Source organism: Aestuariivita sp., assembly GCF_049276915.1.
GTDB lineage: Bacteria > Pseudomonadota > Alphaproteobacteria > Rhodobacterales > Rhodobacteraceae > Aestuariivita.
Window position 1 is genome coordinate 46699 of sequence record NZ_JBASXK010000072.1, and the last position, 13309, is coordinate 60007.

At 60.4% G+C, this 13309-nt stretch carries 8 protein-coding genes, 1 tRNA gene and 1 riboswitch; of the genes, 4 read left to right on the forward strand and 5 right to left on the reverse strand.

What is annotated here, in order from left to right:
- Positions 1-83 precede the first annotated feature (83 nt).
- Positions 84-2129, reverse strand: coding sequence for an FAD-dependent oxidoreductase (locus WAO69_RS07295; protein WP_422177545.1), 2046 nt, complete (start codon positions 2127-2129; stop codon positions 84-86).
- 271 nt (positions 2130-2400) lie between these two features.
- Here WAO69_RS07295 and WAO69_RS07300 point away from each other — a divergent pair, with 271 nt between their 5' ends.
- Positions 2401-3237: an alkaline phosphatase family protein gene (locus WAO69_RS07300; RefSeq protein ID WP_422177547.1), complete on the forward strand. Its 837-nt coding sequence runs from the start codon at positions 2401-2403 to the stop codon at positions 3235-3237.
- 73 nt (positions 3238-3310) lie between these two features.
- On the opposite strand, the gene WAO69_RS07305 is transcribed toward WAO69_RS07300, so the two are convergent.
- The 4 genes from WAO69_RS07305 to WAO69_RS07320 form a co-directional block, all read right to left on the reverse strand.
- On the reverse strand, positions 3311-4243 hold the full coding sequence (locus WAO69_RS07305) for an alpha/beta hydrolase (RefSeq protein WP_422177549.1): 933 nt from the start codon (positions 4241-4243) through the stop codon (positions 3311-3313).
- Positions 4240-6117, reverse strand: a complete 1878-nt coding sequence (locus WAO69_RS07310; protein WP_422177672.1) for an acyl-CoA synthetase — start codon at positions 6115-6117, stop codon at positions 4240-4242. Before WAO69_RS07310 ends, WAO69_RS07305 begins: the two co-directional genes overlap by 4 nt.
- A gap of 130 nt (positions 6118-6247) precedes the next feature.
- Positions 6248-8059: an ABC transporter transmembrane domain-containing protein gene (locus tag WAO69_RS07315; RefSeq protein ID WP_422177551.1), complete on the reverse strand. Its 1812-nt coding sequence runs from the start codon at positions 8057-8059 to the stop codon at positions 6248-6250.
- Positions 8060-8356: 297 nt separating this feature from the next.
- Positions 8357-8430, reverse strand: a tRNA-Gly gene (locus WAO69_RS07320).
- Positions 8431-8694: 264 nt separating this feature from the next.
- A riboswitch (glycine riboswitch) is annotated at positions 8695-8779 on the forward strand.
- 162 nt (positions 8780-8941) lie between these two features.
- Between WAO69_RS07320 and gcvT the strand changes: the two genes are divergently transcribed.
- From gcvT to gcvP, 3 genes are read left to right on the forward strand one after another with little or no spacing between them, the layout of a single operon-like run.
- The gene (gene gcvT / locus WAO69_RS07325) at positions 8942-10063 is read left to right on the forward strand and encodes a glycine cleavage system aminomethyltransferase GcvT (protein ID WP_422177553.1); all 1122 of its coding nucleotides are present in this window, start codon (positions 8942-8944) and stop codon (positions 10061-10063) included.
- A 27-nt stretch (positions 10064-10090) separates the two neighbouring features.
- Complete coding sequence (gcvH, locus tag WAO69_RS07330; protein WP_422177674.1) at positions 10091-10450, forward strand: glycine cleavage system protein GcvH; 360 nt, start codon at positions 10091-10093, stop codon at positions 10448-10450.
- A 15-nt stretch (positions 10451-10465) separates the two neighbouring features.
- On the forward strand, positions 10466-13309 hold the full coding sequence (gene gcvP / locus WAO69_RS07335; RefSeq protein WP_422177555.1) for an aminomethyl-transferring glycine dehydrogenase: 2844 nt from the start codon (positions 10466-10468) through the stop codon (positions 13307-13309).

The following is a 13309-nucleotide window of genomic DNA, read 5'->3' on the forward strand; positions in this document are numbered from 1 at the left end:
TCTCAAATACCCAAAAAGACACCTCCGCCCGAGACGGGCACCCGGTCGTGATTGGCTGTGCAACATCGGTCTGCAGACTTGTCTTACAGATCCTTGACCAGTCGCAGCGCATCATAGATCGCTGCATGGGTGTTGCGCGCGGAAACGGCGTCACCGATACGAAACAGCTGGAACTTGCCCGCCCCGTTGCTCGACACGCTCTGTGGTTGGCCTTCGATCAAGGCGTCATAGTCCACGGCACCGCCATTGGAACTCATCGGCTTGAGCGCATGATAGAGATCATCCAAAGGCAGTGTGCCGTAATTCACCACCACCTGATCATACTCGGCCTCATAGCTGTGATCACTGTAGTCGGTGCCGATCGTGGCTGTCAGCGTGTTGCCTGAGCGTTCCACCCCCAACAGACGCCGCGTCACCGTAAAGCGCACATCCTTGTCCTGTAGCGCGCGCATATACGGGGTGAGGTTCATCGCCATGATGTCCGGAGCAAACACGCGATCGGGTGTCATGACTTCGACATGCGATCCGGCGTTGGCCGCCACTTCCGCGGCCTGCAAACCCGGGTGATCACCGCTTTCATCATAGATCAGAACCCGGCCTGCAGGTTTCACGTCGCCTGAAATCAGATCCCAGGCGCTGATCACATGGGCGCTCTGGGTGCGGGTTTCGAACAATGCGGTGTTCGGCAATCCGCCTGTGGCGACGATCACCACATCGGGGTTTTCGGCAAGGACATCCTCGGCTTCTGCCCAGAGGTTGAAGTGAAACACCACGTCACGTGCCGCACATTGCGCCATGCGCCAATCGACAATCGAGATCATCTCGCGCCGTCTGGGGTTTTGTGCCGTCAGGCGTATCTGTCCACCCGGATCTGGTTGCGCCTCGAAGACGACCACTTCGTGGCCGCGTGCCGAGGCCACGCGGGCCGCCTCCAGACCGGCGGGGCCTGCGCCGACAATCACAAGCTTGCGCATGGCTTCAGCCCTGGGGATGTCATGGGGCATCGTCAACTCGCGCCCGGTGGCGGCGTTATGGATGCACAGCGCCTCTCCTCCCTGATAGATGCGGTCCAGACAATAGGTGGCCCCGACGCAGGGCCGGATATCCTCCTCGCGCCCCTCGCTGAGTTTGCGCACGATATGGGGATCGGCCATATGCGCACGGGTCATGCCAACCATGTCAAGCAGTCCAGCTTCCACCGCATGGCGCGCGGTTGCGATATCGGGAATGCGCGCGGCATGAAATGTCGGCATGCCCGTGGCTTTGCGCACGGCCCCGGCAAAATCCAGATGCGGAGCGCTTGGCATGCCCTGAACGGGGATCACATCGGTCATGGCGGGGTCAGTATGGATACGGCCACGAATGACATTGAGGAAATCGAGCTGTCCGGTGGCGGCAAGCGTCCTGGATATCTCGATCCCCTCCTCGGCCGTTATTCCGCCTTTTTGCGCCTCATCCGCCGTGTAGCGAAATCCGATGATGAACTCAGAGCCGACGCGTTTGCGGACTGCGCCCAGCACATCCAGAGGAAATCGCAGCCGGTTCTCGAGCGTATCCGCTCCATAGGGGCCAACCAGATCATTTGTCAGCGGCGACCAGAACTGATCCAGCAGATGCCCATAGACCTGGAGTTCGATCCCATCCATGCCCCCTGCCTGCATGCGTTCAGCCGCATCTGCAAAATCAGAGATGATACGGTCGATATCCCAGTCCTCGATCAGTTTGGGAAAGGCGCGGTGGGCCGGCTCGCGGTGGCGCGAGGAGGACACGGACGGCAGCCAGTCACCCTTGTTCCAGACCGTGCGCCGCCCAAGATGGGTCAACTGGATCATCACCGCGCAGCCGTGGCTGTGGCAGGCTTCGGTAAGCTCGCCGATCCACGGAACGACTTCGTCCTTATAGGCCAGCACATTGTTGAACACAGGAGGGCTGTCCCGCGATACAGCCGCCGAGCCCGCCGTCATGGCCAGAGCGACACCGGCCCTGGCGCGCTCTTCGTGATAGGCGCGGTAGCGCTCCTTTGGCATGCCGTCTTCGGGATAGGCCGGCTCATGGCTTGTTGTCATGATCCGGTTTTTCAGCGTCAGGTGTTTGAGCTGGAACGGCTGGAGCAAGGGGTCTCTGGACATATGGGTTTTCCTTTTGCGCCATCTGTGCGGGATGGCCGTTTGGAGGTCAGCCTCAAGGAATTCGCCCGCATGTCAAGGCAAGCCGCGCTGTGACATGCAAGGCGCGTTCAGCCATTCGCGCACCCCGTGCATGAAAGGCACGCCGAAGTGTTGGCGCGCGTTCCGGGTATCGGTGCCCCGTGGTCACATCCGCCTGTCAATCGGGCAGTCCAGACCTTGCCAAAGCCATCATGTCGGCATCTTATGACGCCGATATCAGGGGAGAGGTCACATGCCAGGAAAACTACTGCTTATCATTCTGGATGGGGTGCCCTATCGCAACTGGCGGCGTTTGTTTGGCAACCTTGAAGGCTGGGTGCAACAGGGCGATGCGCGGGTCTGGACCCATCGCGCGGTGCTGCCGTCGATCTCGGCCTCGTGCTATGCCTCGATCCATACAGGCGTGCCTCCGCAGGTGCATGGATGTACCGGAAACGGGAATGTGTTTCGCCTCAAGGAACCGGATGTGTTTTCGCAAACCCGCCTCGCAGGAGGGGTGACCGGGGCGGTCGCACATTCATTCTGGTCCGAGTTCTTCAACCGCCATCCTTTTGATTTCGTGCGTGATGTCGAATATGATGAACCGGACTCCGACACGATCAATCACGGGCGCTTTCATACCATGACCGGATATGGGGCGGCCAATCAGATGACACCTTCGGATGTGGATCTGTTTGGCTCTCTCACCAATCTCTGTCTGCGGTTCGGATTGAATTACGGCATGCTGCATACCTGCACGCTCGACAGCATGGGCCACCGGTTTCAGCATGAAAGCCATGAGATGGATCATGCCTGTTTCGTTATGGACGAGATGCTGGCACCCTTCATTCCGCGTTGGCGGCAGATGGGATATGAGGTGATCGTGACAGCCGATCACGGTCAGGATGCGCGTGGCCATCACGGCGGTCGCGGAGAGCTGCAACAAGACGCAGCCCTCTATTACTTTGGTGACGCCGAAGGGCCCTCGCAGGACACGGTGATCGATCAGCTGCAACTGGCACCCACGATCCTGTCGCGGCTGGGTGTGCCGATCCCTGATACGATGAAGGCACCGCCTTTTCTGACGTGATGTCCGGGGGGCTTTGCCCCCGTCCCTGTCGGGACTCCCCCGGGTATTTCAGACCAGAAAGAAGCGGATATGCCTAGTCATAGGGCCAGACGCCCTGTCCCAGGCACTGGATGTCGGCCACGATCCGCGCAAAGCTGTCGCGCGCCTTCCGCGACATGACGCGTGCGCGCAGATAGCCGTGGATCAACCCTTCTTCGTTGATCCAATGCGCCTTGCCGCCCGCACCCGTCACCGCGTCCCTGTAGGCCCCCCCGTCATCGGCCAGCGGATCAAACTGGGCGGTGACGATCACCGTGTGCGGCAGGTCTGAGAAATCATCGTCCTGAAGCGGCGAGAAGCTGGGATCGTTTTTCGGCGGCTCTGCCTGGGCGCGGATCTGTTCGTAAAACTCGATGTCGGCCAGGGTCAGCCCCGGCGCGTCCGCATAGTTCTGAAACGAGCCCTTGCTTCTGTCGCCGCCCGCCGCCGGATAAATCAGCAACTGACCACAGATCCGGTCCGTCGATCTGCGCAGTGCATGGGTGACAGAGGCCATCAGCGTTCCCCCGGCGCTGTCGCCAACCAAAACGATGCAGCCCTCGAATTGATCGAGCACCCAGAGGGTGGCTGCCTTGCAATCCTCAAAGGCCGCCGGGTGGGGATGTTCCGGTGCAAGGCGATAATCGATGGCCACAACCCGGTAGCCCGTTCCGGCGCAGATTTCGGCGCAGATACTGTCATGGCTTTCGAGCCCACCGACGACAAAGCCCCCGCCATGGGCATAGACAACGGTGACTGTGGGCGTGCCGGCCTGATAGATGCGCACAGGCACGCCGTTGGCAGATGTGTCATGGACGCTGACGCCGTCGGGACGGCCCTGATCAAATGCGCGACACAGCGCGTTGTAGACCTCGCGCTGCCCTTGGATCGAAAGCCCTATGGCATCTGGCGGATAGAAGTCCTCGGTGCGCGCAATGAAGGCGCGGACCTCGTCATCAAGCACCGAGGCGTAATCCATCTTGCTCATGTCTCCCATTCCCAGGGCCGGATGTAGGCTGCAAGCACATCGGCCACCTCGGCCTCATCTGCTCCATTGCGTTCAAGCCGGGCCACGAGCCCGCGCTTTTTGTCATCCAGAACCCCGACGACGCGCGCCTGCAAGTTCTTTTTCTCCAGAGCCTCGTTGTAAATGCGCGTGATCGCGCTTTTGCGAAGATCAGGTTTGAACACCTTGCCCACAGCCGTCTTTGGCAATTCGCTCAGGATCTCAAGGTGCTTGGGATGGGCGGCGCGTTCGTGGACATGGGTCTTGCAATAGGCCAGCAGCTCGTCGGGGTCGGCCTGCGCCCGGTCCACCAGTTCGACGAAGACGCATGGGACTTCGCCGGAATGCGCATCCGGCTGGCCGATCGCGCCGGCAAACGCCACCGCCGGGTGGCCCAGTAGCGCCTCTTCGATCTCGGCCGGATCGATGTTGTGGCCACCGCGAATGATCAGGTCTTTGGCGCGCCCGGTGATCCAGAGATAGCCATCCGCATCCATGCGACCCAAATCGCCCGTACGCAGATAGGTGCCGTGATAGAGATCCTTGTTCTTGTCGGCCTCTGTGTAGGTGTTGCCGACATAGACGCCCGGGTTGGATACGCAGATTTCGCCCACTTCGTCCGTTGCGGCCTCGATCGGGCCCTGGGCGGACGGGTTGATGATTTTCACATCCGTATAGGGAAACGGAATTCCGACCGAGCCGACCTTCTTTTCACCATCCACCGGGTTGGCGGACACAAGGCAGGTCGCCTCTGTCAGCCCATAGCCTTCGTTGATATCGATCCCGGCGGCCTGTTCAAAGCGGCGATACAGTTCGAGTGGCAGCGGGGCCGACCCGGAGAAGGCGCGTCGCACCGTCGAGACATCGGCATCCACCGGGCGCTGCATCTTGGCTGCAATGGCGGTGGGCACCGTGATGATGAAGGTGATTTTCCAGCGCTCGCAGAGCTTCCAGAAATTGTCGAACACACCCTCACCCCGATACCCCTGGGGCGTTGGAAACACGACATGTGCACCCGAGCAGATCGCCGCCATCAGGATCACATGGCACGCAAACACATGGAACAAGGGCAGCGGGCACATGATGTTGTCGTCTTCGTTCAAAAGCAGTTCCTGGCCCAGCCAGCCATTGTAGATCAGGCCCGAATAGGTGTGTTGGGCCACTTTGGGCATGCCGGTGGTTCCACCGGTATGAAAGTAGCAGGCCACGCGGTCTTGCGTTGCATCCGCAAAGGTCAGTGTCCTGGGCTGTTTGGCCATCTCATGGCCGAAACTCCTGTAATCGGCGTGACGCGGGCCGCTGAGTTTGGGACGGATCATCGGAACGATCAGTCGTTTGGCTCCGGTCAGATAGCGCACCAGATCGACTTCGAGCACGGTTTGCACATTGGGCGCATGACGCACCGCTTCGGCGACTTTCTGGGCGACATCGGTTTTGGGGAACGGGCGCAAGGTGACGACCACCTTGGCGTTGGTCTCACGCAGGATCGAGGCGATCTGTTCAGGTTCCAGCAATGGGTTGATCGGATTGGCAATGCCCGCCACAGCGGCCCCCAGAAGGGTCACGACCGCCTCGTTGCAATTGGGCAGGACATAGGCAACCACGTCCTTTTCCCCCACGCCAAGCGCGCGAAACAGGTTGGCGGCCTGGGTGACCTGATCCTTCACCTGCCCCCAACTGAGCGTTTCGGCCTTGTCCGTAATGCCGGAAAAAATCTGATAGCTGACCGCGTTGTGATGCTGGAACTTTCCTGCCGTCTGGGTGATCTGAGCATAGAGCGTTCTGGCAACCGGGCGATCCTCCCAGGGCATTTCGCTTTCTATGCGTCTTTTGTCCGGAAGACCTGAATAGGCCATGACGACGTCCTCCCTGAGCACCCGATTTGGTCGGGTTGTTTCTTTGTATATGTCAAAATGGGCGCAAAAGACCGCGCAACGCAAGCGTTCAGATAAGGCTCACAAGCCGGCGGAACGGGGCGCGCCGGCTTTATTCGGCCGCGATGCCATCCGTGAACTGAAGCCGCGCAAGACGTGCGTAAAGCCCGCCTTCGGCCACCAGCGCATCATGACTGCCCGTAGCAACGACCCGGCCCTGATCCAGCACCACGATCCGGTCGGCTTTTTTCACGGTGGCCAGACGATGCGCCACGATCAACGTGGTGCGCCCCTCGCTGAGATCATCCACCGCGTGTTGGACGGCGCGTTCGCTTTCCGCGTCCAGCGCGCTTGTCGCTTCATCAAGCAACAATACTGGCGCGTCGCGCAAGATGGCGCGTGCGATTGCGATGCGTTGTTTCTGCCCGCCCGACAGCATGACGCCACGTTCGCCCAGATAGCTGTCATAGCCCTCGGGCAAGGCCGCGATGAATTCATGCGCGGCGGCCGCGCGCGCGGCGGCTTCCACATCGGCGTCGCTGGCATCCGGGCGCCCAAAGCGGATGTTCTCGCGCGCTGAGGTGGCAAAGATCACCGGGTCCTGGGGGACAAGCGCGATATGACGGCGAAACGCATTGCGCTCCATATCCGCCAGATCGATTCCATCCAGAAGGATGCGCCCCTCGACGGGATCATAAAACCGCAGGATCATTTGAATGATGGTCGTCTTTCCCGCTCCGGAAGGGCCAACGAAAGCCACCGTCTCACCCGGTTCGATGGTCAGAGAAACATGATCAAGTGCCGCAACCTTGGGGCGCGATGGATAGCGGAAGGTCACATCCTCAAATGCGATCGCCCCGCGCACCGTGTTCTGGACCGGCACGGGTGCCGCAGGATCCTTGACCGTATCAATGCTTTCCAGCAACTCGACCAATCGTTCGGTCGCACCGGCCGCGCGCTGCAACTCTCCCCAGATTTCCGACAGGGCCGCGACAGAGCCCGCGACCATCACCGAATAGATGACGAACTGCACCAGCGTGCCCACGGTCATCTCGCCCGAGCGTACCGTGTTCGCACCGATCCAGAGGATTCCGACGATCCCCGTGAACACCAGGAAGATCACGATCACGGTCATCACGGCGCGCGTCCAGATGCGACGGCGGGCGGCATCAAAGCTGCGCTCGGTAACATCGCTGAAGGCCGCGCGATTTTCGACTTCATGGGTAAAGGCCTGAACGGTCTGCACCGCGCTCAGCGCCTCCGAGGCATTGCCGGATGAGGCCGCGATCCAGTCCTGATTTTCCCGGCTGAGAACACGCAGGCGTCGCCCCAACACCAGAATGGGCACGATCACCGCAGGCACCAGCAGCAGCGCAAGACCAGTCAGCTTGGCCGATGTCAGCAGCATGAGCGCAAGCCCGCCCACAAAGATCAGCAGATTGCGCAGGGCAATCGAGACAGATGAGCCCAGAACCGACAGGATCAGCGCGGTATCCGTGGTGATCCGGCTGAGCACCTCGCCCGTCATGATCCGCTCATAAAACGCGGGGCTCATGCCGATGACGCGGCCAAAGACGGCAGTGCGGATATCGGCCACAACCCGTTCGCCCAGACGCGTCACCAGCGCGTATCTCAGGCCGGTCCCGATCGCCAGCAGTGCCGCAATGCCAAGGGCCGCTGCGAAATAGAGATCAAGCGTTGCAGTATTCTCGACCTCGAAGTTATCGACCACACGGCGCACGGCCAGGGGCAATGTCAGCGACACGAAGGCCGTCAGCACAAGCGCAGCAATCGCCGCCCCCATCAAAAGCCGATAGGGTGCCACGAAAGGCCAGAGCGCGGACAATGCGCGCATGTTCTTTGATTTTTCTCGCTCTTCGTCGCCATTTTGCACGGGCGGCGCGGCGGTATCCATTCGGGCCATTCGGGTTCTTTAACGTCTGGGCGGCTTTGGCGCATGGGCCAGAAAACCTGCATGTAAGTTAACGTTTTCTGACGGTCAGGCCACAGATGGTCAAGCGGCCAGTTGCCGCGCCCTGATCGCGCCTGTCATGGTTTGGCAATCCGACCTGCATCATCTGGGCTGCACAGCGCAGCAAAAGACCCGCCCGCGCCTTGCAGCCAGAACGCGATACCGCATGTTCGGATTGGGTATTTCCCGCCCCGCAGTCAGACGACAAGCGCTCTGTCATTTGCATTTGCCATGTGGACGGAAAACTTGTGGAGCGGGCGGCGGGAATCGAACCCGCATCATCAGCTTGGAAGGCTGAGGTCTTACCATTACACAACGCCCGCGCAACAGAGACACCTATTATTTCATAGGTATGTAGGCGTCAAGACTGGCTCGTTTGAACCTTGCCGCATTTTCCGACCCAAAGGTGACTTCCTTGTGATCCAGCGTATTTGCGAAAAACCGCGCGCATGCCCGATCTTGAGCGCATAGTCGATACATGGTGGTGACAGGTCTGCTCCGGTTCATGGGTTCGGTTCCGGCCGAATTGACCGGGCAGGCCTGAAAACATCTTGCGTGCCATTTTCCGGTAGGGCAATGTCGCCGCATAATCGACGTCGGGAGAGCCAGAAAACTGGTGCCGAAGGAGCAACCGCCCCGGAAACTCTCAGGCAAACGGACCGCTGTCGGTACAAAACTCTGGAGAGAGGCACGCACAGGTGCCCGCCGAAGGGATAGCAATCTCAGGCACACGGACAGAGGGGGCATCACACGCGAGGGCTCAGGCCTTTGTGTTCACGTGGTGCCGGACGATAGTAAAATATCTGAGTGGCCCAAAGTCAAAGAAGGCTGCTGATGTCCGAGCTACTGCACACTCCGCTTCATGACCTGCATATCGAGCTTGGTGCCAAAATGGTGCCGTTTGCCGGCTATGCCATGCCGGTTCAATATCCGATGGGGGTGATGAAGGAACACGTGCACACGCGCGACAAGGCAGGGCTTTTTGATGTCAGCCACATGGGCCAAGTGATCGTCAAGGCGCAGGATTACGCCACGGCCGCAACCGCCCTCGAGACCCTGATTCCCGTCGATATTCTGGGGCTTGAGCCCAACCGGCAGCGCTATGGCTTTTTCACCAATGATGCGGGCGGCATCATCGACGATCTGATGCTGGCAAATCGGGGGGATCATGTTTTTCTTGTTGTGAACGCAGCATGCAAGGCCGCCGACATCGCCCATATGAAGGCGCATCTGAAGGGCGTCGAGATCAGCGAAATCACCGATCGCGCCCTGCTTGCGCTGCAAGGGCCGGCGTCCGAGGCCGTTCTTGCAGCTCTCGACCCGGCTGCAGCGAACATGCGCTTCATGGATGTGGCCACGCTGGTTCTGAACGGAGCCACATGCTGGGTGTCACGCTCTGGATACACCGGTGAGGATGGCTATGAAATCTCGGTTCCCGCAGCACAGGCCAGCGCTCTGGCGATGGCATTGCTTGCCCATCCCGATGTGATGCCGATTGGCCTTGGTGCGCGCGACAGCTTGCGTTTGGAAAGCGGGCTGTGCCTTTACGGGCACGATATCGACAGCCAGACCACACCGACCCAAGCCGCCCTGAACTGGGCAATTCAGAAAGTTCGGCGCGCTGATGGTGCGCGCGCAGGTGGCTTTCCCGGTGCGGCAGTGATCTTGCCCGAGTTGACCAACGGCGCGGATCGCAAGCGCGTCGGTCTGTTGCCTGAGGGGCGCGCGCCCATGCGCGAGGGCGTGGTTCTGTTTGCCAACGAGGACGATACCACCCCCATCGGAGCAATCACCTCGGGCGGCTTTGGCCCCACCGTGGGCGGCCCGATCGCCATGGGATATCTGCCAGGCGCGATCGCCGCAAACGGCGCCACGGTTTATGGTGAACTCAGAGGCAAACGCCTGCCGCTGAGGGTAACCCCCCTTCCCTTCACCCCAGCAAGATTCAAACGCTGAACAACCGCTCAACAACGGAGAGCCCTGATCAAATACACTGAACTGCATGAATGGCTTCGCATGGAGGATGATATCGTCGTCGTCGGCATCACCGAGCACGCCACCACTAAACTGGGCGATATCGTGTTCGTCGAATTGCCCGAGGTTGGTGCTATCGTGGCAAAAGATGACGAAGTCGTCGTGATCGAGAGCGTCAAGGCCGCGTCAGATATTCTGGCTCCGCTGGATGGCGAAATCGTCGCAGTCAACGATGCACTTGGCGAAACACCCGCATTGGCCAACGAAGATGCGACGGGCGCGGGCTGGTTCTTCAAGATCAAGCCGTCCGATCCGTCTCAGATGGACGCCTATATGGACGAAGACGCCTATAACGCTTTGATCGCCTGAAAACCGGAGCCACCGATGCCCTTCACCCCCACAGACTACCTGCCTTATGACTTTGCCAACCGCCGTCACATCGGGCCATCCCCCGCCGAAATGGAGCAGATGCTGAACGTTGTGGGGGCACCGGATCTTGATGCGCTGATCACCGATACCCTGCCTGCGAAAATCAGGCAGGCAGAACCGCTCGACTTCGGAAAACCCTTGTCCGAGCGCGAGTTGCTCCATCACATGAAGGTCACGGCATCCAAGAACAAGGTGCTGACCTCCCTGATCGGGCAAGGGTATCACGGGACGGTCACGCCACCCGCAATTCAGCGCAACATCTTTGAAAACCCGGCCTGGTATACCGCCTACACGCCCTATCAGCCCGAAATCTCCCAAGGCCGGCTTGAAGCCTTGCTGAATTTCCAGACGATGGTGTCGGACCTGACCGGGCTGGACATCGCCAATGCCTCGCTTCTGGACGAGGCGACCGCCTGTGCCGAAGCCATGACGATGGCGCAGCGTGTGGCCAAGACCAAGGTTCAGGGGTTCTTCGTCGACGAAAACTGCCACCCGCAGAACATCGCCGTCATGAAAACCCGGGCAGCCCCCCTGGGCATCGAGATCATCCTGGGCAACCCCGATGATCTGGACGCCAGCCGCGTGTTCGGGGCGATCTTTCAGTATCCCGGCACCTATGGGCACTTGCGGGACTTCACGCCGCAGATTGCCAAACTGCACGAGGCGCAGGCAATCGGCATCATCGCCGCCGATCCACTGTCGCTTACGCTGCTGAAAGAACCCGGTGCAATGGGTGCCGATATCGCCGTGGGCAGCACGCAGCGCTTCGGCGTGCCCGTCGGGTTCGGAGGCCCGCATGCCGCATATATGGCCACCCGGCAGGCATATGCCCGATCCATGCCGGGTCGGATCGTCGGCGTCTCCATCGACAGCCACGGCAACCGCGCCTACCGCTTGTCGCTTCAAACCCGCGAACAACATATTCGCCGGGAAAAGGCCACCTCGAACGTCTGTACCGCACAGGCCCTGCTGGCGGTCATGGCGGGGTTTTACGCGGTGTTTCATGGGCCGCACGGCCTGCGCGCAATCGCTCAGCGGATACACCGCAAGACCGCGCGCCTTGCAGAGGGGATAAAGGCCGCAGGTTTCGACGTGCGCCCGGCAACCTTCTTTGACACGATCACCGTCGAGGTCGGCCCGCTACAGGCAGCCGTCATGAAATCAGCCGTTGAAGAAGGCATCAACCTGCGCAAGGTCGGCACCAGCCAGGTTGGCATAACGCTTGATGAACGCACCCGCCCGGCCACCATCGAAGCGGTCTGGCGCGCCTTTGGCATCACCCGCAAGGACAAGGACTATACCCCGCATTATCAGATGCCGGATAAACTGATCCGGACCACGGACTACCTCACGCACCCCGTGTTCCACATGAACCGCGCCGAGACCGAAATGATGCGCTATATGCGCCGTCTGGCGGACCGTGACCTGGCGCTGGACCGCGCGATGATCCCCCTTGGGTCATGCACGATGAAGCTGAATTCGGCCGCGGAAATGATGCCGGTAAGCTGGGACGAATTCTCGCTGCTCCACCCCTACATCCCGCGCGATCAAGCGGCGGGATACATGGAGATGATCGACGATCTCTCGTCCAAGCTGTGCGACATCACCGGATATGACGCGATCTCGATGCAGCCCAACTCGGGTGCGCAGGGCGAGTATGCCGGCCTTCTGACCATTGCCGGGTATCACCGTGCGAATGGTCAGGCTCATCGCAATGTCTGCCTGATCCCGATGTCTGCCCATGGAACCAATCCCGCCTCGGCACATATGGTCGGCTGGAAGGTGGTTGCGGTGAAATCCGCCGCCAACGGGGATATTGATGTCGAGGATTTCAAGGCCAAGGCACAAGAGAACGCCGAAAATCTTGCCGGTTGCATGATCACCTACCCCTCTACCCACGGTGTGTTCGAGGAAACCGTGATCGAGGTCTGCAAGATCGTCCACGACCTTGGCGGTCAGGTCTATATTGACGGGGCCAACATGAACGCGATGGTCGGACTGTCGCGCCCCGGAGACCTTGGCGGTGACGTCACCCACCTCAACCTGCACAAAACCTTCTGCATCCCCCACGGCGGTGGTGGTCCCGGCATGGGACCGATTGGCGTCAAGGACCACCTGATCCCGCACCTGCCGGGTGATCCGAACTCGGGCGAAGGCGCGGTGTCGGCGGCCCCCTTCGGCTCTCCCTCCCTGCTGCCGATCTCCTGGGCCTATTGCCTGATGATGGGGGGCGATGGCCTCACCCAGGCCACCCGGGTCGCGATCTTGAATGCCAACTACATTGCCAAACGGCTCGAAGGGGCATTCGAGGTCTTGTACAAGGGCCCGACTGGGCGCGTCGCACATGAGTGTATCATCGACACGCGCCCCTTTGCAGAAAGCGCCCATGTCACGGTGGATGACATCGCCAAGAGGCTGATGGACTGCGGCTTTCATGCGCCAACGATGAGCTGGCCGGTTGCAGGCACCCTGATGATCGAACCCACCGAATCCGAGACCAAGGCCGAGCTTGACCGTTTCTGCGAGGCCATGCTGGCCATTCGTGCCGAGATTGCCCAGATCGAAGCGGGCGAGATTGATCCTCTCAACAACCCGCTGAAAAACGCACCACATACGATGGAAGATCTGGTGAAGGACTGGGATCGCCCTTACTCGCGCGAAACCGGTTGTTTTCCTCCGGGCGCGTTTCGCGTGGACAAATACTGGCCTCCGGTCAACCGCGTGGACAACGTCTGGGGCGACCGAAATCTCAGCTGCACATGCCCGCCCATGGACAGCTATTCCGAGGCCGCCGAATAG